This is a genomic window from Streptococcus infantis ATCC 700779, assembly GCF_000187465.1.
GTDB classification, from domain to species: Bacteria; Bacillota; Bacilli; order Lactobacillales; family Streptococcaceae; genus Streptococcus; species Streptococcus infantis.
The window spans coordinates 261,088-286,958 of the sequence record NZ_GL732439.1 but is presented as its reverse complement, the minus strand read 5'-3'; the positions used below and the strand labels follow the sequence as shown (position 1 = coordinate 286,958).

Sequence of the window (25,871 nt, the reverse complement as noted above, 5' to 3'; positions counted from 1 at the left end):
TTACATTTGGTCTTTTGCTTCTTTTAATTTTCCATATAAGAGATAGTCGACCTCTTGCAAATCCTCAATTTTTTTACAATTAAGGGCACACATAATCAAGCGTAGGTCTTCCTTCCAGCTTTCAATAATGGAAATAACGACATCAACAGAGTAATTTTCAACCAGCTCTAACATAGTGCGTGATAGACCAACTGCCTTGGCTCCAAACACTAAGCATTTGATGATATCTAGTGGATTGCGAACTCCTCCACTAACCAAAAGTTCCATCTTGTCTTTCCAGTCTTGGGCATTTAGAAGAGCTTGCATGGTCGATTGACCCCAGTCATTTAGGTAGTCACGCTGTCCACTGCGACGGTTTTCGATATAGGCAAAGCTCGTTCCCCCACGACCAGACAAATCAACGGTTCGTATTCCCATCTCATAAGCCTTAGCAATGGTTTTCACATCCATGCCAAAGCCGACTTCTTTTAAAACAAGTGGCACAGAGATTTGCTCAACATAATCTGAAAGATTATGTTGCCATAATCTAAATTGACGTTCACCCTCTGGCATAAGTAATTCCTGCATGACATTAACATGAATTTGTAATAGAAGGGGATTCATCTCTTTAACTGTTTGTAATCCTAGTTCTACAGGTTTGTCTAAGCCAATATTGGTTCCAAGTAGGAGGTTAGGGTAACTAGTTTTGACTGAAAAAGAGTCATCTGAAGGATCCTTGAGTGCAGCGCTGTATGAGCCCGTCACAAATAAAATCCCACAAGCATCTGCCACCTGAGCCAGCTTTTGATTGATTTCTCTCCCCTTATCGCTTCCACCCGTCATGGCATTGATATAAAAAGGAAAGTCCCATTTTCGCCCTGCAAATTCTGTCGAAAGATCAATTTCATCTAAGTCATATAAGGGTAGCGAAGAATGAATCAGTTCAACTTCATCAAAACTATTATAAGTACTGTTTTGTTCAAGGGCATAGCGGATGTGTTCATCCTTCCGATTTGTCGTCATGTTCCATCCTTTCTTGATACAAGAGCTCAATTCCTAAATCAGCCCAGCGTTTTTTCAGTAATGTGGTCGAATCTTGGTCAAAACTAAGTGCTATCCCACAGTCTCCACCACCAGCACCACTGCTTTTAGCAACAGCTTTCAAATCTCGGCTGGCATTTTTTAGTTGTCTGAGCGAAGGTGTGTAAATTTCTGAACTCAAGCCTTCTAAAAGTTGGCTGGCTTGTTCCAGCAAGTCAATAATGGTTTCTTCTTGACCTACCTCCAAATCCTTTACCAAGTTAGCTACTGTTTCTTTCGAAGCCTGTAAAAATCTAGAATTCATATTATCCTTGATTTGCTTAACCATATGACTTGATACAGCCACTTCCTTGGTCCAACCAACCAGAAAATCAAATTTCAAAGCTGGTTCAACACTCCTAATAGAAAAGCCCCAATCACGTGCTAATACAGCTTGCAGTTCTTCCTTTTCTAGCCATTGTGCCACTTTCTCACGGTCAAATGACTGATAGAGGACGAGGTCTTCTGATACGATACAGGCAATGTCCCCCATGGAGCCATTGTCCCCACGTTTCAGAAGTACAGCACTCGCCAATTTAAACAAGAGTTCTCTGTCAGCTAATCTTTCATAGAAGGCAAGCATGGCATTGATAACCAAGACAACTACACTACCACTAGAACCTAGGCCAAACTTCTTGCCCTCACGCTCCATTTTCCCACGAACGTCTAAAGAAAAAGGATGCAGTTCAACTCCTTGGGCAGTTAGATACTCCTCCACCAAGGCAACTGTTTCTTGAATCAAGGCATATGAAGAATCTGGTCGCAAGTCTACACTATAGGAAAACATATCTGAGTAGAGTCGATAAACATTAGACGCTTTAATCTCAGCCGTCATATAGATGGGAATAGCCTTTATTAGCGCCAACTGTCCTGGTTCTAAAATGGCATACTCCCCAGCCCAATAGAGCTTCCCACAAGTTTTAACAATCGTCATCTTGGCTCAAATCCTTTGTTTTTGAAACGATTAAGCGATAGCGTTGACCTAAAAGTTCTGATAAATGTTCAAAGTCTTTTTCTAAACAAAGAACCTTTACATTAGGCCCTGCATCCATGGTAAAGTAGCAAGATTCTCCTTTTTCTCTAAGCTGACGAACAAAATCCATTGCCTCGTAACTAGCATCTGTCAGATAAGAGAAGGATGGAGTTGCAGTTTTTGTCGTAGCATGCATAGCCAAGGCGTTCTTCTCTGTCAATTCTCCAACTTTCTTAAAGTCATTTTCCTTGAGGTAGACTAACATATCCTTGTAATCTTGTTCAGATTGACGAATCCACTCATCAAAAGTCGTAGAAGTTTCGACACAAAGCTTCATCCCATCTCGACTGGAAATTGGTTTTTTCTGGTCTTCCAAGACCAACATAATCATAGCTAGTTTCAAGTCAGTTTCGACAGGATAAATCTCTCCACTATCCTTGTCCCAGGCTGCCAAGGGGCCATAAAAACTACGAGATGAAGAACCCGATGCAAACTTAGCTTCCAAGGCCAATTCTCTGCGATTCAGTCCAAGTTGGAAATATGCATTACAAGCTTTGACCAAGGCAGATAAACCACTGGAACTTGAAGAAAGGCCTGCTGCTGTTGGCATATTGTTCTTAGTATCGATACGAACAAACCCTGCTCCTTCAGGACGGTAGCGGTCAATGATTTTACGCATCTTGGCATGCTCAGCTTCGTTTTGCAACTGACCATTGATGTAAAAGGCATCAGCGGTTGCATCTGCTGGTAAAGGAGAAAGTGTCGTCTCCGTATACATATTTTCTAAAGTCAGAGAGATACTGCTAGTCGCAGGAACCATCTCTTTTTCTGCCTTCTTTCCCCAATATTTAATAATAGCAATATTGGCATAGGAACGTACTGTTACAGGCTTTCGATCCATGTCTGAACAGCTCCTTTCTCTTCTAATCTTTCAGCTAAATCTTGAGCTTGGTGATAGTCGGCTACTAAGGCTATGATACAGCCACCTAAACCACCACCACTCATCTTAGCACCTAAAGCACCATGTTGAAGAGCAGTTTCCACCAAGGCATCAGCCTCAAGGCTACTAACTCCTATTTCTTTTAAATTTCCATGCGCTTTTGTTAAAATCTCTCCCAGCATCACGGCATCTCTTGCTTTTATTGCTTCTTCTGCTTGCTGGGTCAACTCTCCAAGTGCATACAAGAAAGGTAAAGCTTCCTTACCCTTGCTCTCTACAACCTGAATAGCTTCACGAGTGTGTCCGTAGACTCCTGTATCTGCAATGACCAGATAAGCCGACAAGTCCATGGCTAGTTCTTCAAAACCAACATTCTTGATAAAACGAATAGGCTGGTCACTAAGGCAGGTCTTAGCATCCAATCCACTAGGATTCATATGGGCAATCATCTCAGCGCGATTGACCAGAATTTCTAACACATCTCGCGGTAGTTCTGCTTGGTAATAATCAAATACAGCGCGAATAGCCGCAATGCTAATGGCTGCCGAAGAACCCATTCCACGTTTTTCTGGAATAGCTGAGTCAATTTGGCAACGGATGTAAGCATCTTTGATATTCAGATACTCTAGGGAAGCATAAACTGCCATGGACAAGGTGTCTTCTTCAAAAAGACACCATGGTGTCGCTGCTGGAACCACCCGACAAGTCACTTCAACCTCTAAAAGAGGCAAAGAGATGGCTGGATAGCCGTAAACGACTGCATGCTCTCCTATTAAAATAATTTTACTATGTGCCTGACCGACACCAACTTCTTTTGTCATTTAATCCTACTATCAGACGAAAAGCGTCTGTTTCTAGATAAAATTTTAGAACTTTATTCCTTTCTATTTTATTATATTTTCACAAAAAAAGCGATTGTTTCCTTCACAATCGCTTGTTTTCATTACTGGACCCATTCACCATTATAGTTGACCTGGTAGCCACCTACTGTGGTATCTACAGCTAAGGCACCTGAACTATAGGCATAGTACCATTTACCGTTAACTTGGAACCATCCAGTCCTCATATCGCCATTACTTGCATTGAGGTAGTACCAAGTTGAGCCGTCTTGAAGCCAGCCTGTCGCCATAGCTCCTGATGAACGGAAGTAATACCAATAGCCATTGATAGAAGCCCAACCTGTTTTCATATCCCCATTTTCAGCGTCAAGATAATACCAAGTTGAACCATCTTTCACCCAACCAGTCGCCATAGCACCTGATGAACGGAGATAGTACCACTTGTTACCAAGGTATTGCCAACCAGTTTGCAATGCAGCGGTTGTTGGATCTAGATAGTACCAAGTTGAGTTATCATTTGTCCAGCCACGCACTAGCTCCCCAACCGTTAAACTGTTGATACGAGCATCGAAGCTACCATCCTCCTGTAAATAATACCAATGCCCCTCATCATGAACCCAACCTGTTTTTAAAGTGTGATAGCTACGCTGATTTTCAAAATAATAGACTCGTTTCTCTGCTGGACTATCATATTGTTCCCCATGATGTTTGTTGGTATTTGTAGCAGTTTTTGCTTCTAAAACTTGCTTGCCAACAAATTCTTGAAGAACCCCATCTTGAGCAAAGTAATACCATTTTGACATTGGCATAAATTCCAACCTCGTACCATTTGGATAAGGACCAATGGTACTTCCTTGATATGGAAACGGAATGTATTGCCAACCAACAACCATTTCACCATTATAATCAAAATAATAGGTTTTTCCATCAATCACTCGCCAGGCCGTTTCTTTGATGTCACCCTTCTTGTAGTAGGTTCTACCATTTTCTTGGACAAATTGCCAACCTTCTGAATCAGCATCGTCCGCAAATACAGTACTTGTCGCTAAAAGACCTAAGAAGAATACTGCTAGTCCAACTTGCATCTTTTTTTTCAAAAATTTCATTCTTGCTTCCTCCAAAATGATTGTAGCAAAGACTAAACTATATGTCAATATATAATAATTTCAAAAAAAGCAGTTACACAAGGTAACTGCTTTTCTATTCTTGCATGGTGTAACCCACACCACGCACGGTTTTAATGTAACTCTTTTGACCTTTTACGTCAAGTTTGCTACGTAGATAACGGATATAAACATCCACGATATTGGTTTCGGTCGCACTTTCATACTTCCAAACACTTTCCAGCAACTGCTCTCGAGTTAAAACTTTCTTGCTTCCCATAAGGGTAGCCAAAAGGTCATATTCACGACGTGTGAGGGCAATCATTTCCTCACCACGATAGACAGTATGATGTTCTACGTCCATTCGCAGATTGCGATAGGATGTCGGAACCTTCATTTGACTACAGTGTTGGTCGATAAAATCCCGACCTCGGAAAATTGCTGCAATACGAGCCACCAAATCATCAATAATGACTGGCTTGTAGATATATGAAACAGCGAAACGCTGGATTGTTTCAAGTTGGTCTTGCAATTCTTCTCGATGGTCCAAGACTATAATAACCGAAGCTGGCTTAGTCCGACTCAACTGTTCTGCAAAACCCTGGGCTGTCATATCCCCTAGATGAGCATTCAGTAAAATCAAGTCATAGTCAGTCTGAAGAGCCATGGAGAGGGCTTTTTGACCCTCTTCTACCTGATCAACTCGGTATTGCTCTTTTTGGAGTTCCAGACTTAAAAAATGAGCTAGATTTCTTTCTTTCTCAAGTAATAAAATCCGTTTCCCCATGGCTGACCTACTTATTTTTCGTCATACCAAGAGTAGTGGAATGTTCCTTCTTTGTCTTTACGTTGGTATGTGTGGGCACCAAAGTAATCACGTTGTGCTTGGATCAAGTTTGCTGGAAGGTCAGCTGAACGGTAGCTATCAAAGTAAGTGATGGCAGCTGAGAAGGTTGGTACTGGTACACCTGCTTGAACAGCAAGAGCTACGATATCACGAACTGATTGTTGGTACTTAGCAGTTACATCCAAGAAGTACTCATCCAAAAGAAGGTTAGCAAGGTCTGCATCACGGTTGTAAGCATCTGTAATCTTTTGCAAGAAACGAGAACGGATGATACATCCATCGCGCCAGATAGATGCGATGTCTGCAAATGGCAAGTTCCAGTTATTTTCTTTAGAAGCTACACGCAATTGCGCAAAACCTTGTGCGTAAGAAATGATTTTTGAGAAGTAAAGGGCTTGACGGATCTTTTCAATCAACTCAGCCTTGTCTCCTTCAAATTTGAAAGCAGCTGGTTTTGGAAGAACTTTGCTAGCATGAACACGTTCTTCTTTGTAAGTAGAGATGTAACGTGCAAACACTGACTCAGTGATAAGAGACAATGGCACACCAAGGTCAAGTGCTGATTGGCTAGTCCATTTACCAGTTCCTTTGTTTCCTGCAGCATCCAAGATGTAGTCTACGATTGGACCATCTTGACCTTCATCATCTTTGCGTCCAAGGATATCAGCCGTGATTTCGATCAAGTAGCTGTCCAATTCGCCCTTGTTCCACTCAGTAAAGATTTCAGCCATATCCTGAGCTGAAAGGCCAAGCAAGTGTTGCATCAAGTCATAGCTTTCTGCAATCAATTGCATATCACCGTACTCGATACCATTGTGGACCATTTTCACATAGTGACCAGCTCCATCAGGGCCGATGTAAGTCACACATGGTTTACCATCTTCTGGTGCTTTTGCAGAGATCTCTTCAAGAACATCTGCTACCAATTCATAAGCTTCTTTTTGTCCACCAGGCATGATAGAAGGACCTTCAAGGGCACCTTTTTCACCACCAGAAACACCTGTACCAATGAAGTTGATACCAGAGTTCGCCAATTCTTCGTTACGACGGATAGTATCTTTATAGAAAGTATTTCCTCCGTCAATCAAGATGTCGCCTTTATCCAAGTGTGGAAGAAGGACTTGGATGGTTGCGTCTGTACCAGGTCCTGCTTGAACCATGAGCATGATACGACGTGGTTTTTCAATTGAGTTTACGAAGCTTTCGATATCATAGCTTGGCACAAAGTTCTTTTCAGGATGGCAAGCAACAACATCTTCTGTTTTTTCTTTACTACGGTTATAGATAGCAACTGTGTATCCACGAGATTCAATATTAAGGGCAAGGTTACGACCCATTACGGCCATACCAACAACACCAAAGTTTGCTTTTGTCATGTGACACTCCTCTTATTTAATATGTTTTATTTTATCACGTTTATCTGTGAAAAGAAAGAATTTTATAACAATTTGACTAGTAGTCTAAATCATCCGCATGGCCAGAACCATTCCCAACAAAGTATCCTGTCTTACAGTTTAGAGTGAAGAGATAAGTTCCATCTGGTTTGTAAAGATTGTAATATCCATTGCCATTCACAATATTTACACGTTCCAAGATATATTGGTTTCCAGTGATATATCCACGCGCACGGGATGTCTCAAGGATCTGTTCAAGAACACCATCTGCGAAGGTCCAGGCAGGATTACTACTATCGTTTACAGCAGATTGATTATACGGTACTCGGCTAGCGCTTCTTTGCAAATTAACACCTTCGCTTGACAAGCCACTATTAGTAGATGCCGCAGTATCACTTGTTGAAGTAGATGGACTGCTTTCTGTTGTTGGGCTTGACGCTTCCTGGCTCGCTGCTGTTGTCGAGGCTGTTGTTGAGGCCGTTGTTGTACTTGCTAGTTGGCTCTTACCAAGGCTGATTGCTTTATCTAGAAGTTTGTCAATTTCAGTATTACCAGTCTTGATATCTGTAAATTTAGCATCCGCTTTGATTTTTGCATTTGTATCCAAGACACCATCTGTAATAGCTGGAGTTTCAAATTGAGAGTTCACTTCTTGGATAGCCTTTATTTGAGTTTCTAGACTATCATATTTTGATTTGGCCAGAGTATGTTCTCTCGCTCCTTCAAGTTTATCTAGAAGTTCCTTCAATTGATTCAGTTGACTAAACTGGCTATTTTTAAGAGCTGTTTTGTTTTCATCAGTATAAAACGTGTCGTAGAGCGTATTGAATTGTTCATAGACTGACTGATTGCTTACCAAACCTGAATCCGCCGCCTTCGTTTGAATCTCTTGAGAAGAACGCGTAATCTGACGATAAACGTAATAACCACCTCCAAAAATTAAGAGGAAACCTAAAATAATAGCTGACAAAATTGCCCATTTCTTTTTATTTTGTGGTTTATCATCTGCTTGAGCAGAACGAGACAAGGGTTGAAGTTGTTCTTCATTTTTCTCATAAACCACTGCAACTTCGGAGCTATCAACCTCAGCCATTTCCACAGCTTCCAATTCATCCTTAAAAGGTTGCTCGAGAACTCTCGTTTCCTCTTCTTCGGATTCTTGGGCAACGATTTCAGTTGTATCTGTGGCTACTACAAGAGCAATCGCTTCCTCTTCCGGACTTAACACATTTTCTTGTTCAGTAGTTTCTATCACTTCTTGGATCATATCATCCAAGCTTTGAGTAGACTCCTCTTTTTTCGTTTGTAAATTTTCAAATTTGTCTGCTTCGATTTCTTCACGGTGTTGCTTGATATATTTATCTAAGATGGTATCATCTGGAGTCACACCTGCTTCAACCTCTTCGTTCTTGCGAATAGCCTGACCAACCGTTAAATCTTTAGCCTCTTCAAATTCAAATTTAGATTCTTGCTCATCCTTGTGATGGCTATCGCGTCTTTTCTTACTCATTTGCATTCCTTTCCACTTTGACATCTTGTCTTTTCACTCGTTGACCAAAATATTGATATAAATCAACTTTCAAAGTACCATTATAGAGTTTCCGTTTTTTATCAGCCTGACTACCATATTTACTTTCAAAAGCTTCATCACTGGTCAGGATAAACTTACTCCAGGTTTTGAGTGGAGCAAATACGTCTCCCATCTCTGCATAGAGCTTTGTTACTCCTGCATCATCTGATAAGCGTTCCCCATATGGTGGATTCGAAATAATAACTCCATTAATCTTATCTGTTCGCAAATCCTGCACGCGCATCTGCTTAAAGTGGATATCCTTAGAAACCCCCGCAGCCTGAGCATTTGCCTTAGCAATTTCCACCATGCGGCCATCGATATCACAGCCCATGATGTCTAGCTCAATCTCACGATTAATCTTCTTGCTAGCTTCCGTACGAATCTCCTGAATCAAACGATCACTAACCCAATTCCATTCTTCGAAAGCAAAGGAACGGCGTAAGCCTGGTGCCATATTACGAGCAATCATAGCTGCCTCAATACAGAAGGTTCCTGAACCACAGGTTGGATCAATCAAAGGTTTATCTGGATACCAGTTTGATAATTGCAGAATTGCTGCTGCCATGTTCTCTTTAATAGGAGCACCACCTTTTTCAGTACGATAACCTCGTTTGAAAAGACTAGAGCCACTTGTGTCAATCATGATAGTCGCAACATCTTTAAGAATTGAAACCTCTATTCTAAACTCTGGACCATTTTCCATCAGCGGAACACCTTCTGGTCGAGCATAATGTTTCTGCAATTTCTTGACAACTGCCTTTTTAGAGATAGCTTGAACACTAGGTTCATTATGAAGTTTTGATTTGACACACTTAGCCTTTGAAATTGGAAAACGCGCTCCAAGTGGTAAATAGTTTTCCCAATCTAAGGCAAAAACTCCTTGAAAAAGTTCTTCAAATGTTTTTGCAGGAAAAGTCCCAACAACAATCTTAATCCTATCTGCAGCTCGTAGCCACAAATTAGTTTCAATAATTGCCTTTATATCTCCTTCAAAGCGAACGCGACCATTCTCAACTTGACAGTCATAGCCAAGTGCACGCACTTCCCGACCTACAACAGCCTCTAAGCCTGCTGCAGCAGTCGCGATTAAATTAAATGTTTGTTTCATGTCAGTCTTTAAAGACCTTTCTCTTGTTCACCTTTAAAAAATGAGGTTGAGAAAATTTCTCAGCCCCAACCTATATGCAATTTTCTATAAGCCATGTTTTGTTCCAGAAGTGACTAGGACCACTTCTTTCGATAATCATCTGTCTACCACTAACAGCTAGAAGCTGCTAGCAGTCAGAGTACTACGTTCGTTTCCGCGCACTCCATGCCCCGACCAAAATTTGGGTTGCTAGCTTGAGGGGTTTACCGCGTTCCACTCTCTCTGTTTCCAGAGAGACTTCGTCACTGTGGCACTTTCAGAGCTACTAAAACATATCCGAAAACTTAGTCTATTCACTCGCCGTAACGATTTCTCGTCCCTAGGCTTATGGTTTCGCCTAGCACAAACACTACAGGCATCACAGCCTGTGCTAGCATGGACTTTCCTCATGAAAAGATAAACTCTCCACGCGATTATCCAAAAATTGCACAACTGTATGATTCTTAGAAATCAGAATTTTCTACGATTTGTTTGCCAAATACTTCTTTTTCAAGACGATTCAAGCGTTTCAAGATATCAAAGTTAGTCATAGAAGTCGTACTTCCAAGCTCAGCAGGCTCAGACGTTACAGATACAGGTTCCACTTGAGGTTTGTTCGCCAATTGTTCTTTCAATTCTGCGACTTCCAAGCGCAATGATTTAACCAACGCTGCATAGGTTTCATAATCCTTGATAACGTCATCTAAGAATTCATCTACCTCTGCTTTACTGTATCCACGTACTTCTCTTCCGAAATCCTGCTCAAAAATATCTTTTGCTGTAAAAATAATACTTGCCATGTCTCTCTCCATTCTCAGTTACTAGTATTATTATATAAAAAAAGGCAAACAAAAAGCAAGGTCAAAGCCTCAATTTTCGGAAAAATTTTCGGCTATTTCGTTTAAATCCTCAAATGTTAATCTTTTTGTAATATAGTTGTCTTTCTTTTTCATCAGTTCGTAAAAAAATCTCAGTTTTGTTTCGTTTTCTTGATCATAAAAAAGATAGGCTCCATCTGTATTTTCAAGTAAAAAAATCTGGTAATCTCTCAATTGACCTTTATGCTCATAAGCCGGATAGGCATACTTGATAAAATCGACCTGTTTAAAATCACTCAATTTGATCTGATTTGCTTCATTCCAATTCGAGCCATGTGTTTCAAAATCAAAAATAGTCGCTAGTTGGAATCCATAGTCATCTTTCATTTCCTTGGCGACTTCTAAAACCCAATGTTCAAAACCAAGAGAACCTGTGAACACTAGCCATTGCAACCCTTCCTCAACCATTCTTTCCAAATCTCTTCGAATGGCTTTTTTGATAATTTTTAAGCGAATGTCCTTTTCATTAAACACTCCCAAATCAAAAGCTGAGTATCCCAAAACCAAGGCTGTATGCATTTTTTCACCCTTTCTGAAAACCTTTGTGGTATAATAGAGTGATGTTATTGTACCAATAAGGAGGACTATGGTCAACTATCCACATAAACTTTCATCTAAACCAAGCAAAACTTCTCTACCTCAAACTAAAAATTTCGCAAATCGAGGTATGAGCTTTGAAAAGATGATTAATGCTACCAATGACTACTATCTATCACATGGAATAGCAGTCATTCACAAAAAGCCAACCCCAGTTCAGATTGTTCGGGTCGACTACCCTCAACGGAGTCGCGCTAAAATTGTTGAAGCCTATTTTAGACAAGCTTCAACTACTGACTACTCGGGTGTTTATGAAGGATTTTACATCGATTTCGAAGCAAAGGAAACCAGACAAAAAAATGCTTTCCCGATGAAGAACTTCCATTCTCATCAGATACAGCATATGGAACAGGTTCTTGAACAAAAGGGAATTTGCTTCGTCCTAATCCATTTTTCTTCTTATCAGGAAACATATTTATTACCGGCAATTGACCTCATCCGTTTTTATCATCAGGATATGGGGAAAAAATCACTGCCGCTTGATTATATCAGAGAGCACGGTTTTGTAATTGAACAACAAGCCTTTCCTCAAATACCTTATCTCGATATCGTCAAACAACATTTACTAGGTGGTAAAACAATATGATCAAACAACTTATCTGGCGCATCGCTAAATATCTAGGGATTGGATTCTTAGTAGCCTTTATCGCTTCGATATTGATTGGTGCGAGTGTCTTCTTCTACTACGTATCTAAAGCACCAGAACTTTCTGAAAGCAAACTGGTAGCAACAACTTCAAGTAAGATTTACGACAGTAAAAACGAATTGATTGCTGACTTAGGAGCCGAACGTCGTGTCAATGCTCAAAGCAATGAAATTCCTATTGAACTGGTTAATGCAATTGTCTCTATCGAGGATCACCGCTTCTTTAACCACAGAGGGATTGACAGTATCCGTATCATGGGCGCTTTCTTACGAAACCTCCGTAGCAATGGCCTCCAAGGTGGTTCAACCTTGACGCAACAGTTGATAAAATTAACTTACTTTTCAACTTCTTCGTCAGACCAAACAATCTCACGTAAAGCCCAAGAAGCTTGGCTAGCTATTCAGTTAGAAAGAACTGCAACTAAACAAGAAATTTTGACATATTACATCAATAAAGTATACATGTCAAATGGTAACTATGGGATGCAAACTGCAGCTCAAAGTTACTATGGTAAAGATTTAAAAGACCTATCAATTCCACAACTTGCTCTTCTAGCTGGAATGCCACAGGCTCCTAACCAATATGATCCTTATTCTCATCCAGAAGAAGCAACAGAACGTCGTAATCTAGTCCTATCAGAGATGCAAAAGCAAGGCTATCTAACAGCTGAACAATATGAAACGGCTATAAATACACCTATTACTGATGGTTTACAAAGTTTGAAGGGAAGCAACACCTATCCTCCATACTTAGATAATTACCTTAAAGAAGTGATTGAACAAGTTGAAACAGAGACAGGTTACAACCTTTTAACTACTGGAATGGACGTCTACACCAACGTAGACCAAGACGTTCAAAAGCGTCTTTGGGATATATACAACACAGATGAGTATGTTTATTATCCGGATGATGAACTTCAAGCAGCTTCTACTATCGTAGACGTTACAAATGGTAAAGTTATTGCTCAGCTTGGTTCTAGACACCAGTCTAGCAATGTGTCCTTCGGACTCAATCAGGCCGTTGAAACCAACCGCGACTGGGGTTCTAGCATGAAACCAATTACAGACTATGCTCCCGCACTAGAGTATGGAATTTATGACTCAACAGCCTACATGCTTAAAGATGCTCCCTACAACTATCCAGGTACAAATATCCCTCTTTACAACTGGGATAAAGCATACTTCGGAAATATTTCCCTTCAGTATGCCATCCAACAATCTCGTAACGTGACAGCAGTCGAAACACTTGAAAAGGTCGGATTAGACCAAGCTAAAACTTTCTTAAATGGTCTAGGAATTGACTACCCAACTATGGTCTATGCTAATGCTATATCAAGTAATACAACTGAATCAAATAGAAAATATGGTGCAAGCAGCGAAAAAATGGCTGCTGCTTACGCTGCTTTTGCTAACGGTGGTATCTACCATAAACCAATGTATATCAACAAGATTGTCTTTAGTGACGGTAGTTCAAAAGAGTACTCTGATCCTGGCTCACGTGCCATGAAGGAGACTACTGCCTATATGATGACAGAAATGATGAAAACCGTATTAACCTACGGAACTGGTCGTGGTGCCTATATGTCTTGGTTACCTCAAGCAGGTAAAACGGGTACATCTAACTATACAGATGATGAAATTGAAAATTACATTAAGAGATACGATTATGTCGCACCTGATGAAACGTTTGTAGGATATACCCGCAAATATTCAATGGCTGTTTGGACAGGTTATTCAAACCGCCTCACTCCAATCGAAGGAGATGGATTTAGAGTAGCGGCCAACATCTACCGATCAATGATGGAGTACCTCTCCGAGGATGATCACCCAGGTGATTGGACAATGCCTGAGGGCTTGTATCGTAATGGTGAGTATGTCTTCAAAGTTGGCGCTCGTAGTAACTGGATCCCTCAAACAACCCAACAAGCTACTACAGAAGCTCCTACTACAACAACCGCAAATCAAACTACAGTAGCTGAAACTACTAGCCCAAATAATGGACAAAACCAAACTGCTCCAAATACAAATCAAAATCCTCAACAAAATCCAAATCCTCAACAAAATCCAAATCCTCAAGGGCAACAATAATCAAAAAAGACCTAGAAAACATCTTCCTAGGTCTTTTATTAATGAAAAAGTGGAGTTAATGACTAACTCCACCTTTTTTATTTTACATGGTTTGCAAGATCTTCTTGCGCTTTTTTATTAGATTCTTCTTTTTCTTTCTTCCATTTATCTTGAGCTTTTTGATATTCATCAGCAGTTACTGGTTTATCTTGAAGTTCAAGGTACTTGTACAAGAGGGCTTCACTCATACCCTTGTTACCTGAGTAAGCAAATGGAAGGGTGAATGGTACCATCTTAGACAACATTGGACGTCCAGTTTGAGAAGTTGTTGGGATAATCAAAGCACTATCTGTCAACCAAGCTTGGGCAGCAGCATATTTATCATAACGTTTTGAAACATCTGTGTCTTCATTTCCAGCTTCAACAACCATCTTTTCGTAATCTTCCAAACCAACTTGTTTGGCAGCAGCGTTGTTTGTACCAGCATCAAATCCTAGATAAGTCTTAGTATTTTCACCAACAGATGGTTTGATGATATCAAGGTAAGTAGATGGGTCAATGTAGTCTGGAGACCATCCAACGTTATCTGAGAGATCCCAATCTTCTCCAGCAGCTGTTTCAGCAAAGTAGGTAACATTTAAGACTTCATCTTTTTGAAGTTGTTGAATATCAACAACGACATTGTCGGTTCCTAATGTTGCTTCAAGTGATTGTTTCAATGACTGAACACGTTGAACTTTTGTCGTATTAGTTTGGTCAACTGGCATATCCAAATGAATTGGGAATTGAACCCCTTCTGCTTGGAGAGCTGTCTTAGCTTTAGCAAATTCTGCTTTCGCTTTTTCAGGATTGTATAGACCATCTTGAGCGTCGTCTAGATTCACATCTTTCCACTCGTCACCATAGGTTACCAATTTTTCTTTGACAACTCACCAAAGTTTTTACCATCTGCTTGTACGAAAGCTGGTGGTACGAACAAGTTACGAAGAAGTTTGCTTGCTCCGCTTTCTCCATTAACTTGAGAAGCATAAGCTGTTCTATCAAAACCAAAGGCAATGGCTTGACGGAAGTCTTTGTTTAGGAGAGCTTTTTTAGTTGATGTCTTTTGTTCATCCGTAGTCTTAGAAGTGTACTTGTAAGACTGACGGTCAATATTTGTCCCAACCAAGAAAGTAGCAGAATCTTGTGGTGTATAAACGATGTTATCCTTAAACTCTTTTTCAAGTTCAGGATATCCTGCACTTGTTGGGAAGAGACGAGCCATTGAGAAGCCACCATCCTTAAAGGTATCTGCAAGTTTGCCTGTATCTTGACCATCCCAGAATGATAGTTTTACTTTATCAATATGAACATTGTCCTTATCCCAATAATTTGGATTCTTTTCGAATTCTACTGAAGATTTAGCTACCAATGATTTCAACAAGTAAGGACCGTTATAAAGGATACTGCTTGGATCTGTTGCTTTGGCAAAGTCACTTCCTTTTGAAGTAAGAAATTCTTCATTGACCGGTGCAAGAATACCCATGGTTGTCTTAGAGTTCCAGAAGCTTTCTGGTTTATTCAAAGTGTATTGAACAGTTTGATCATCAATTGCCTTGATTCCAACTTCTGAGAAATCTTTTACTTCACCTTTGACATAAGCGTCAAGACCTTTAATAGATTCTTGAACAAGATAAAGAGCTTCTGACTTATTATCAGCTGCATATTTAAGACCTGTTACAAAGTCTTGAGCTTTCACAGGTGCATACTCTTCACCTTCAGAAGTGTACCACTTAGCATCTTTACGAATTGTATAAGTGTAAGTCAAACCATCTTGAGATACTGACCAGTCTTCTGCCATAGATGGCACGAAGTTCCCGTAACGGTCATTCTCCATCAAACCGTCAACAACATTACTTGTGATATTAGCAACCGCAGCCTTACCTGTTGTCAGATAGTTGAGGCTGTCTGGATCTGTTTCATAAACGTAAGAAAAAGTTTTCTCACCTTTTGCACTAGAGCCTGAACCTGAACAAGCTGCCAAAACACCTGACGCTAACAGAGTCACTCCTGCTAGGGCCATTACTTTTGAAAATTTCATAATAAACTCCTTTTTGACTTTTTATACATTATAGTCCCTTTTTTGCTAAGTGTCAATACAATTTTCAGAATTTTTCAAATTGATTTGAAAATATTTTCTTCCTCTATTTCTAATTTGAAAATCTTTTTAGGAAAATTTCAATCATTGACATTTATCAACTATATCTTTATGATATAATGAAAGAAGAAAGTTGAAAGGAAATACCATGTCAAAAGAAGTTATTGTTGAAAGTTTTGAACTAGATCATACGATTGTAAAAGCTCCTTATGTCCGCTTGATTGGAGAAGAGACTGGACCGAAAGGAGATATCATTTCTAACTTTGATATCCGCTTGGTTCAACCAAATGAGGACTCTATCCCTACTGCTGGACTTCATACTATTGAGCACCTCTTGGCTAAGCTAATCCGTACTCGCATCGACGGTATGATCGATTGTTCACCATTTGGTTGTCGTACAGGGTTCCATATGATTATGTGGGGACGTCATTCTAGCGCTGAAATCGCAGCTGTCATCAAGGATTCATTGAAGGAAATCGCTGAGACAACAACTTGGGAAGATGTCCCAGGAACAACTATTGAATCTTGTGGAAACTACAAGGATCACAGCCTATTTTCAGCTAAAGAATGGGCAAAATTGATTCTCCAACAAGGAATCTCAGACGATGCCTTTGAACGTCATGTCATCTAATAATTAAAAAGAAACCAGCTTTTGAACTGGTTCCTTTTTTTATTTTCTAAAACTTGATTTAGGCTTTTTCACGAATGACCAAAACACCATCTTCCATGTCAGCTTCTAGGTGTTTAGCATCAAGGTTATCCAAGTGGAAGTCTGTGACTTTGTCACGAATTTGTTGTTCAACCACACGACGGAGTGGACGAACACCCATGACTTCATCGTAGCCTTCTTCAGTCATGTATTCTTTAGCAGCTTCGCTCACTGCCAAGTCAATGTCTTTCTTAGAAAGCGTCTTGTTAACTTCAACCAATATAAGGTCTACAATCTTAGAAAGATCTTCTTTGCTCAAGTGTGAGAATTCGATGACAGCATTAAAACGGTTCAAGAATTCTGGACGGAAGAATGGTTTCAAACGATCCAAGAGTTCTGGTTTATCCGCATCTTCTGTCAAGTTGGCTTCGTAACCAAAGCCAGCATTTGAAGTAGCGATAATTACGGTATTCTTGAAGTTGACGGTATTTCCTTGACCGTCTGTCAAACGACCATCATCCAATACTTGAAGGAGCAAGGTAATCACTTGAGGATCCGCCTTTTCAATTTCGTCAAGAAGGACGATAGAGTATGGATTGCGACGGACGCGTTCCGTCAAGGTATTGTTATTGTCATCGTAACCTACATAACCTGCAGTTGTACCGATTAATTTAGAAACGGCCGTACGGTCGCTATATTCTGACATGTCCAAACGGATGATTGCATCTTTGGTACCAAACATATCAAGGGCCAATTGTTTAGCCAACTCTGTTTTACCAACACCAGTAGGTCCGACGAAGAGGAAGCTACCGATTGGACGGTTACCTTCATCAAACCCAGCACGGTTCCGACGGATAGCTTTTGCGACTGCTTCAACAGCCTTGTCTTGACCGATAACCTTAGTTTGCAAACGGTGACCCATATCTTTCAAGCGTTCGATATCGGTTGCACCCATTTGAGATACTGGAATACCCGTCATCCGTTCGACAGACTCAGCTACATCATTTACAGTAGCTGTAACCTTGTGATCTTCTGTATGATTAGCAATTTGCTTTTCAAGCTCTTCGATACGGACTTTTGCATTTAGAGCTGCTTCATAATCTTCTTTAGCCGCAGCTTCTTCTTGTTTAGTTTTTTCCGCTTGAATTTCGTGCTCAACTGCATGCACATCTGTCACTGGGTGTTGTGCTGCCAAGTGAGCAGCTGTCACATCCACAAGGTCAATAGCCTTATCCGGCAAGCTACGTTGTGGAATATATTGAACAGAGTAATCAACGGCAGCTTTCAAGACTTCATCTGGCAAAATAACATTGTGGTGTTGTTGATAAAGATCTCGAATACCTTGAAGAATCTTGAAAGTATCTTCAGCAGATGGAGCATTAACTTTTACTTCATTAAAACGACGAGCAAGGGCTGCATTTTTCAAGATGGTATTACGGTATTCATCTTGAGTTGTTGCCCCAATCACTGTCAATTCCCCACGTGAAAGAGCTGGTTTCAAGATATCAGCAAGACCTTTAGACCCTTGACCATCACCTGTACTACCAGCACCAAGGATTTGGTGAATTTCGTCGAAGAAAAGGATAATATTTCCAGCTTCTTTGACTTCGTTTACCAAGTTTTGAATATTTTCTTCAAAGCTACCACGGTATTGAGTACCAGCTTCAAGTCCAGAAATATCAATAGAAATGATCTCTTTATTCTTGATTGCTGCAGGAACGTCACCGTTCACGATAGCTTGGGCCAATCCTTCTACTACTGCAGTTTTACCAACACCAGCATCACCGACGAGAACTGGATTATTCTTTGTGCGACGAGAAAGAATTTCAGAAGTTTCTTGGATTTCTTTATTACGTCCAATCACTGGGTCCAACTTCCCTTCACGAGCTTCTGCTGTTAAGTTACGTCCAAGTTTTGCAAGAACCCCATCTTGTTTCACACCTTTACCTTGAACGTACTGAGCTTGTTCACTTCCTTCGCTTGGAAGTTGACCGGTTTGACGGTAAATAGCGAATTCTTCAGGTGTTACTTCACGGCCGTTAATCAAGTAACGACGGTTTTCTGAACTGTATCCACGCATACCACCCATCAATTGGTTAAATAAATCATCCATGTTGTTAAAGTTATTAAAGTTGTTATTCATATTTCATACCTCGTTTGTTTTCAAATTTACTTAGTCAAAATAGTTTGACTTTCTCTGACCTTTGTTTCAAAAAATTTAGACTAGCTATTTGCTACTCTACGTATAATTTCAGGTTTTTCTTTATCCAATACAGGTTTTTCGATTGGACTTCTAAAAATACTAATGTTAACCATAGGTTGTACCTCTTTTCTAGGTTTTACCCATACTTTGATCTTAAGATAGTATATACAATCATCTTAAAATCAAGGTTTTCTAAGGACTTTCCTTATCCTTATGTTCTTAGTATATCACTTTGGTCAGTTTTAGTCAATAGTTTTGACCAAATTTGACTAATTTTTTTTAAAAAATTTTATAACAAAAAAACCAGTCAGAGTGACTGGTTTTTGATTTACTATTTATAAATCTTAGCTCAATGCATCATCCATTGAAAGAACTTCGTGGAAGACACGTTGTGTTAATTCAGTTTTTTGTTCTGGAGTGAGGTATTTAGTGTTTACACAGTATCCAGAGATACGTACGATTACGTCTTCACCTGACATGATCTTTTCGTAAACATCGTTCAAGTCCATAACGTTCAAGTTAACGTGTTGTCCACCGTTTTCGAAGTAACCATCAAGGATTGTTACCAAGTTATCAACTTGTTCGTCACGAGTTTTACCAAGAGCACGTGGTGATACTTGAGTTGTCAATGAGATACCATCAGCTGCATAACCAAAGTCAAGGCTAGCAAGTGAGTTCAAGTTTTGCAACCATCCACCTTTAGCTTTGTTAGATGGGTTAGCACCTGGTGAGAAGAATTCAAGTTTAGACAAGTTCACAGAACCATCTTCGTTGAGGTATACACCTTTGTGGACTGGTGAGTTACCAGTTTGTTTAGAGTAAGCAACGTTAGATGTGATTGTCAAAAGTGATACAGTAGCTTCTGCGTCTTTGTAAAGTTTGTGGCTACGTAGACGAGTTGTGTAAGCTTCGATCAACCATTCTGCCAATTCGTTTGAACGTGGGTCATCTTCACCCCAACGTGGGTATTCACCGATTGTTTCGTAATCGTAGATGTAGCCATTTTCGTCACGGATTGGTTTAACTGTAGCGTACTTGATAGCTGACAATGTATCAACAGTGTTAGCAAATCCACAGATACCGAATCCCATGTTAGCACGTTGTTTAGTTGGCAAGAAGGCCATTTGAACAGCTTCGTAGTTGTACTTATCAGTCATGTAGTGGATGATGTTCAAAGCATCTACGTAAGTGTCAGTCAACCAGTCAAGAGATTTTTCAAAGTTTGCTTTAACTGATTCGAATTCAAGAACTTCGTCACGGATTGGTTCGATGTCAAATACTTTATAGTCTTTATGAACATCGTCGTAACCACCGTTCAAACCAGTAAGAAGAGCTTTAAGAACGTTAACGCGAGCACCGAAGTACTGGATGTTGTGACGTTGTTCTTCGTTTTCTGGGTCAAGTGGAGACACACAACATGAGATACAGCTCATTTCACCGTATCCATCTTTAGCCATTGTTGTAACACCTTCGTATTGGATTGAAGAGTGTTTGTGGCTCATGTGCATACAGTAGCGACGGAAGTTGTATGGCAATTTGTCAGTCCAAAGAACTGTCAAGTTTGGTTCTGGAGAGTTACCGATGTTGTCAAGAGTGTTCAAGAAACGGTAGTCCATCTTAGTAACACGGTGACGACCGTCGTTACCCATACCAGCCATAGAAGTTGTGATGAAGGTTGGGTCACCTGAGTACAATTGGTCATAAGCTTTTGTACGAGCAAATTTAACTGTACGAAGTTTCATAACGAAATCATCAATAAATTCTTGGATTTCTGATTCAGTAAATGTACCACGAGCAAGGTCACGTTCTGCGTAGATATCCAATACGATTGGCACACGTCCTAGAGATGTAGCAGCACCGTTGATAACACGGCAGACAGCCATGAAGGCAATGTTTACCCATTGGATAGCTTCTTTAACGTTCATCGCTGGTTTGCGAACGTCAACTCCGTAAAGATCACCCAAGCGTACAACTTGTTGCAATGCTTGATATTGAAGGTTGATTTCTTCACGAAGACGGATTGTTTCTTCATCGATTTCTTCGATTGAGTTCCAATCGTTTACTTTTTCTTGCATCAAGTAGTCTGCACCGTAAAGAGCAAGACGCGCATAAACACCGATGATACGTCCACGTGAGTATGCATCTGGAAGACCAGTTACAGTGTGAGCGTGGCGAGCACGACGGATGTTTGAAGTGTAAGCACGGAAGATACCGTCGTTAACAGTTGTTACATATTTTGTGAAAATTTCGTGAACAGCTGGATCTGGTTCGTATCCATTTTCTTTCAAAGTAGTTTCAGCCATACGGATACCACCTTTTGGCATGAAGTTCAATTTGAAGAGTTCATCGTTTTGGATACCATAAATAACTTCGTTTTCTTTGTCGATGAATCCTGCAGGGATATCAGCGATAGATGTTGGACGAGTGTCCATTGGGAAACGAGTTTCTTCGTAGTGTGCTTTAGTTTCTTCTACGATTTTTTTGATGTGAAGTGAACGCTCTGTTGGTCCTGCAAGGAAGCTTTCATCTCCATCATAAGGTGTGTAGTTAGCTTGTACAAAGCGTGACACACTTGCTTTTTCTTTCCAGTCAACACCTTTAAAGCCTTCCCAGGCTTTGTCAAAAATGTCCTGTGCTTCAACAACTGTCTTAACAACCATGTTAATGTCCTCTTTTATCTTTCTAGTAACAGTCATCTGTTACATTCATATATTCAGTATAACACACAGTAAACGATTTCAACAAGTGAAATCACTCTTTTTTAACACTTTCTTTTATAATACAGTTGTTTTTTTTATTGGAAACTGTATTATAGTTTTGAAAAATAATTAGCTATTTCCTATTTTTTCTGAAAAAGGGTATAATGAAGCTAGAAAATCCATCAAAGAAAGGACAGCCCATGCTCATATTTCCATTGATGAATGATTTATCCCGCAAAATCATCCATATTGACATGGATGCCTTTTTTGCTGCTGTAGAAATTCGTGACAATCCTAAGCTTAAAGGGAAACCTGTTATTATTGGTAGCGACCCTAGGAAAACAGGAGGCAGGGGTGTTGTTTCAACCTGTAGTTATGAAGCGAGAGCATTCGGGATCCACTCAGCCATGAATTCAAAAGAGGCTTATGAACGCTGTCCTCAAGCTATTTTTATTTCTGGGAACTATGAAAAATATACTACTGTTGGCCAACAGATTCGATCTATTTTTAAACGATATACGGATAAAATTGAACCCATGAGTATCGACGAAGCTTATCTAGATGTAACTGAAAACAAGCTTGGTATCAAATCTGCTGTAAAAATTGCTCGATTAATTCAGCAGGATATCTGGAATGAATTACAATTAACAGCTTCTGCCGGTGTATCATACAATAAATTTTTGGCTAAAATGGCAAGTGACTATCAAAAGCCTCGTGGTTTGACAGTCATTCTCCCTGATGAAGCTGAAAATTTCCTCAAGCAAATGGATGTCGCTAAATTCCACGGTGTAGGTAAGAAAACAGTTGAAAAACTCCATCAAATGGGCGTTTTTACGGGTACTGACCTTTTAGAGATTTCTGAAATCACTCTCATTGATCGTTTCGGACGACTCGGTTTTGACCTTTATCGTAAAGCCAGAGGTATTGATAATTCTCCCGTTAAATCAAATCGTATCCGTAAGTCTATTGGTAAAGAAAAAACTTACAGTAAGATTTTAAGTCTGGATGAAGATATAAAAAAAGAGCTAACTCTCCTTTCGGAAAAAGTGGCTCTTAGTCTTCAAAAACATGAAAAAAGTGGTAAAATCGTCATTTTGAAAATCCGCTATGCTGACTTTTCTACTTTGACAAAACGAAAAACACTGAGCCAACAAACACAAGACTCTGAAGAAATCGCACAAAGCATTATCCAACTCTACGAAACACTGAGTGATAAAGACAAGGGTGTCCGCTTATTGGGAGTCACTATGACAGGATTTTAAAAACCTTGAAGGATCTTCCTTCAAGGTTTCTTTCTTATACAAATAATCGAACAAAGCTATAAAGTAGCAACACACTCCCAAGGACAATACGGTATTTACCAAACATTGTAAAGTCGTGTTTTTTGACATAGCTGGTCAAGAAACGAATAGCAACCATGCTGACTGCAAAAGCTACTACCATGGCTACCAAGAGTAAGAAGAATTGGCCAAAAGTCAAGACTTCTCCAGCCTTGATGAATTTAAAAATCTTCAAAGCGCTGGCTCCAAACATAACTGGAATTCCTAGATAGAAGGTGAATTCTGTCACCACTGAACGACTGGTTCCATTTAACAAACCACCGACGATAGTCGCACCTGAACGGCTAGTTCCTGGTAAAAGGGCCAAGACTTGGAAAAGACCAATATAGAGGGCTGTTTTATAAGGCAACTTATCTAACTCAGTTACTGTTGGCTCAATTGCTTGTGCTTTGTTGCGTTTTTCAAGATAAATGAAAGCAACTCCATAAACAATCAACATAATGGCTACTGAAACCATATTATGGAAGTGAGTATCAAACCAATCATCAAACTTAAAGACTAGAAGAAGAGGGAGTGTCGCAACAAATACTTTAGACCATAATTGCCAAGTTCTACGAACTTGAACTTTATCCTTGCCTGGTTTGAAAGGATTAAGTTTGTTAAAGTAGATAACCATAACGGCTAGGATAGCACCCAGTTGAATGACTACGTTAAACATAGACATAAAGGCTTCATTCTGATCTTTATACTGGATAAACTCTTCTGCCAAAATTAAGTGACCAGTACTCGAAATCGGCAACCATTCCGTAATTCCTTCAACAATACCAAAAAAGATAGATTTTAAAATTTCAATAAGATACATAGATAACTCCTTTTTCTATCCTCCATTATATCATACTTTTAAAGGCTGTGTTTAGTTTTCTTTAGAAAGCACCAACACTTCCTCCGCCACCACCGCCTGAGAAACCACCACCAGAGCTACCGCTTCCGGATGATACAGAAAAGGTACTTGCTGTATTTGCGACACTAGCATAATGGCTCATTTGTGCTGTTGAATGATAAAACATACTGTGCCAGCTATAAGCTACATAGAGATTGATATCTGGATTTTCTACTTGGATGTGGTGAACCTTCATCAAATGGCTAACCTTGTCAGCATATCCAAACAAAGTTGCATACACTAATAGACGATTCCAAACAACAATACTTTCCAATTCAGCCTGATCCAATCGTGCAATGTCACGCAACATATTTTCAAAACTGGTCCAGAGATAGTAGACTTCTGCTCCTGCTTCATTTAGGACACCATCACGATTATCTAGTCGAAGCTTCCAATAATAGAAAACAGCCAAAACCAAACCTAGAAAACTAAGTACTGACAAAGGGAGGTAAAAATAAGCATGAACATCTAAACTGTACAAGAACAAACCAAATCCGATAAATAGAGGTAGGATAGTAGAAAGTCCCATACCCACTTGCAAGGCCTTTTCCACACCAGTTAAAGGACGATAGTAATCTGGGAGTCCCCAGAAGGTAACCCGATTTCTCACTCCTTCTTGCATCTCTTTCAATGCTTCTTCGAAAGAGGATTTGAGCTTACGACCTTTTGTTTGAATCCGTCTTTCATCAGCAGCTTTTGCTCCACGGTAAAGACTCTCAGAGACCTTATAATCCGCAAACAAATCAGAAACAGCAACTTCTTTTTTACCTGAAAAGGCCAGATTTAGACAGGTTCTCTCAAAGATTGCCAAGCCATCTTCTTTTACCAACCTTAAAATAACTGCATCTCCTTCTGAAATAAAAGAGACATTCCCACGGTCAATTACATCTAACAAGGTAGCCTGAATAAGCTGGTTGAAGTCGAATTTGCCTGTTCCTTTAATTAGAGGACTCACTTCCTCCAAGGAGGTTGAGTAAACAGCTTCAGATAAAACCATAGGCTCTAATTCCATCGGCGGTTCATAGAGACGATGATTTTTGGCATATTTGACTGAAGGAGTGGTTTTTCTTCTATAAATAAAATAGAAGCAGATACTCAATAACAAGGAGATGGAAAGTATTGAAGGAAACACCCAAGTAACGAGTTGTTTACTCTGCTCTTTTTCTCTAACAATCGAGTCTTCTATCTTGTTAAACTCTTCTAAACGATTTCCTTTTAAGCCCTGATCCATAGCGCTAGCAAAATCGGTTCGCGGCCAGTAAGCATGCAACTCGACTCCACGCTGAGACGGAAGATTATCTAAACGAATAGTATAGTCAGGACCACTCTGTTCAATCCTTCCCTCTCTAAAAAGTTGCCCTGTGTGGAAAAAGAGTTTTTCGGCCCCCTTATCTCCCCTTACATGAAACTCAAATTTTTCAATAGATTCTGAACTGTCGGTTAAGGGTTGCCAATTTAATTCAGCGATATCATTATATAAGAAAAGAAGATTTTTCAAATGCCAGGTAAGTTCCACTTCAACCCTGTCCCCTTCCTGACCTGGATTATAAACTTTAACAGTATAACCATTCGTTTCTTCTGTTACTTCGCTAGTAAGATTTTCGATTTTATGACCATTTTTAGAGGCCTCAACCTTTGGATGAGGATCAATTTCAAATCCGCTAGGCATCTTACCTGCACGACCAAGGCCCACGATTTGCCCATTAAAATCATCCTCAAACTGGTAAACTATCTTCTGCCTAAATTCCGCTGTATTATCTGCATGAATATACAGTTCTCCATTATAGGATGGAATGCTAAACTCCACGGCAAAAACCAGTTTGGGAACAATTATCAGACAAGTAAATATAAGTACTATTAACCATCTTTTTTTCATAATATAGCCTCTTTTGACCTTTTTCTCATTATATCATTTTTTTCCA

19 protein-coding genes, 1 other RNA gene and 1 pseudogene are annotated in these 25,871 nt (G+C 39.8%); 4 read left to right on the top strand and 17 right to left on the bottom strand.

All coding sequences use genetic code 11. The annotated features are described in order from the left end of the window. From fni to HMPREF9423_RS03635, 12 genes are all read right to left on the bottom strand, one after another. Positions 1 to 1,002: a type 2 isopentenyl-diphosphate Delta-isomerase gene (gene fni / locus HMPREF9423_RS03685; protein ID WP_006147983.1), complete on the bottom strand. Its 1,002-nt coding sequence runs from the start codon at positions 1,000 to 1,002 to the stop codon at positions 1 to 3. Beyond that, the gene (locus HMPREF9423_RS03680) at positions 980 to 1,993 is read right to left on the bottom strand and encodes a phosphomevalonate kinase (protein WP_006147982.1); all 1,014 of its coding nucleotides are present in this window, start codon (positions 1,991 to 1,993) and stop codon (positions 980 to 982) included. Before HMPREF9423_RS03680 ends, fni begins: the two co-directional genes overlap by 23 nt. After that, entirely contained in the window at positions 1,980 to 2,933 is a 954-nt protein-coding gene (mvaD, locus tag HMPREF9423_RS03675) for a diphosphomevalonate decarboxylase (protein WP_006147981.1), read from the bottom strand. The genes HMPREF9423_RS03680 and mvaD overlap by 14 nt, the downstream gene beginning before the upstream one ends. After that, positions 2,915 to 3,793, bottom strand: coding sequence for a mevalonate kinase (gene mvk, locus HMPREF9423_RS03670; protein ID WP_006147980.1), 879 nt, complete (start codon positions 3,791 to 3,793; stop codon positions 2,915 to 2,917). Before mvk ends, mvaD begins: the two co-directional genes overlap by 19 nt. Before the next feature lie 122 nt (positions 3,794 to 3,915). Further along, positions 3,916 to 4,917, bottom strand: a complete 1,002-nt coding sequence (locus HMPREF9423_RS03665) for an N-acetylmuramoyl-L-alanine amidase family protein (protein ID WP_006147979.1) — start codon at positions 4,915 to 4,917, stop codon at positions 3,916 to 3,918. Positions 4,918 to 5,011: 94 nt separating this feature from the next. Then, positions 5,012 to 5,701 (bottom strand): response regulator transcription factor, encoded by a 690-nt coding sequence (locus tag HMPREF9423_RS03660; protein WP_006147978.1) that lies wholly within the window; start codon positions 5,699 to 5,701, stop codon positions 5,012 to 5,014. A gap of 11 nt (positions 5,702 to 5,712) precedes the next feature. Beyond that, on the bottom strand, positions 5,713 to 7,137 hold the full coding sequence (gene gndA / locus HMPREF9423_RS03655; protein WP_006147977.1) for an NADP-dependent phosphogluconate dehydrogenase: 1,425 nt from the start codon (positions 7,135 to 7,137) through the stop codon (positions 5,713 to 5,715). A gap of 76 nt (positions 7,138 to 7,213) precedes the next feature. Continuing rightward, positions 7,214 to 8,665, bottom strand: a complete 1,452-nt coding sequence (gene mapZ, locus HMPREF9423_RS03650) for a cell division site-positioning protein MapZ (RefSeq protein ID WP_006155728.1) — start codon at positions 8,663 to 8,665, stop codon at positions 7,214 to 7,216. Next, on the bottom strand, positions 8,658 to 9,836 hold the full coding sequence (locus tag HMPREF9423_RS03645) for a THUMP domain-containing class I SAM-dependent RNA methyltransferase (protein WP_006147975.1): 1,179 nt from the start codon (positions 9,834 to 9,836) through the stop codon (positions 8,658 to 8,660). The genes mapZ and HMPREF9423_RS03645 overlap by 8 nt, the downstream gene beginning before the upstream one ends. Positions 9,837 to 9,918: 82 nt before the next feature. Then, positions 9,919 to 10,300, bottom strand: an RNA gene (rnpB, locus tag HMPREF9423_RS11855) — RNase P RNA component class B. A gap of 18 nt (positions 10,301 to 10,318) precedes the next feature. After that, positions 10,319 to 10,654, bottom strand: a complete 336-nt coding sequence (gpsB, locus tag HMPREF9423_RS03640) for a cell division regulator GpsB (protein WP_006152068.1) — start codon at positions 10,652 to 10,654, stop codon at positions 10,319 to 10,321. Positions 10,655 to 10,723: 69 nt separating this feature from the next. Beyond that, on the bottom strand, positions 10,724 to 11,251 hold the full coding sequence (locus tag HMPREF9423_RS03635; RefSeq protein ID WP_006147973.1) for an SLOG family protein: 528 nt from the start codon (positions 11,249 to 11,251) through the stop codon (positions 10,724 to 10,726). A gap of 67 nt (positions 11,252 to 11,318) precedes the next feature. On the opposite strand from HMPREF9423_RS03635, the gene recU reads away from it, so the two are divergent. Further along, on the top strand, positions 11,319 to 11,915 hold the full coding sequence (recU, locus tag HMPREF9423_RS03630; RefSeq protein ID WP_006147972.1) for a Holliday junction resolvase RecU: 597 nt from the start codon (positions 11,319 to 11,321) through the stop codon (positions 11,913 to 11,915). Then, positions 11,912 to 14,062 carry a penicillin-binding protein PBP1A gene (gene pbp1a, locus HMPREF9423_RS03625; RefSeq protein ID WP_006147971.1) on the top strand — a complete coding sequence of 717 codons (2,151 nt, stop codon included), beginning with the start codon at positions 11,912 to 11,914 and terminating at the stop codon, positions 14,060 to 14,062. Before recU ends, pbp1a begins: the two co-directional genes overlap by 4 nt. A gap of 77 nt (positions 14,063 to 14,139) precedes the next feature. Here the strand turns inward: pbp1a and HMPREF9423_RS11740 are convergent. Further along, positions 14,140 to 16,121: pseudogene (locus tag HMPREF9423_RS11740) on the bottom strand (peptide ABC transporter substrate-binding protein). Positions 16,122 to 16,326: 205 nt separating this feature from the next. On the opposite strand from HMPREF9423_RS11740, the gene HMPREF9423_RS03615 reads away from it, so the two are divergent. Next, complete coding sequence (locus tag HMPREF9423_RS03615; RefSeq protein ID WP_004251981.1) at positions 16,327 to 16,809, top strand: S-ribosylhomocysteine lyase; 483 nt, start codon at positions 16,327 to 16,329, stop codon at positions 16,807 to 16,809. A 58-nt stretch (positions 16,810 to 16,867) separates the two neighbouring features. On the opposite strand, the gene HMPREF9423_RS03610 is transcribed toward HMPREF9423_RS03615, so the two are convergent. Next, positions 16,868 to 18,970 carry an AAA family ATPase gene (locus HMPREF9423_RS03610; protein ID WP_006147968.1) on the bottom strand — a complete coding sequence of 701 codons (2,103 nt, stop codon included), beginning with the start codon at positions 18,968 to 18,970 and terminating at the stop codon, positions 16,868 to 16,870. Positions 18,971 to 19,374: 404 nt separating this feature from the next. After that, a complete protein-coding gene (gene pflB, locus HMPREF9423_RS03605; RefSeq protein ID WP_006155735.1) occupies positions 19,375 to 21,690 on the bottom strand; it encodes a formate C-acetyltransferase in 2,316 nt (771 codons plus the stop codon). Positions 21,691 to 21,929: 239 nt separating this feature from the next. Between pflB and dinB the strand changes: the two genes are divergently transcribed. After that, positions 21,930 to 22,991 (top strand): DNA polymerase IV, encoded by a 1,062-nt coding sequence (gene dinB, locus HMPREF9423_RS03600; protein ID WP_006155720.1) that lies wholly within the window; start codon positions 21,930 to 21,932, stop codon positions 22,989 to 22,991. Positions 22,992 to 23,025: 34 nt separating this feature from the next. Here dinB and HMPREF9423_RS03595 read toward each other — a convergent pair whose 3' ends face one another. Then, on the bottom strand, positions 23,026 to 23,871 hold the full coding sequence (locus HMPREF9423_RS03595; protein ID WP_006147965.1) for an undecaprenyl-diphosphate phosphatase: 846 nt from the start codon (positions 23,869 to 23,871) through the stop codon (positions 23,026 to 23,028). A gap of 61 nt (positions 23,872 to 23,932) precedes the next feature. Beyond that, a complete protein-coding gene (locus HMPREF9423_RS03590; RefSeq protein WP_006147964.1) occupies positions 23,933 to 25,825 on the bottom strand; it encodes a DUF2207 domain-containing protein in 1,893 nt (630 codons plus the stop codon). Positions 25,826 to 25,871: the final 46 nt, after the last annotated feature.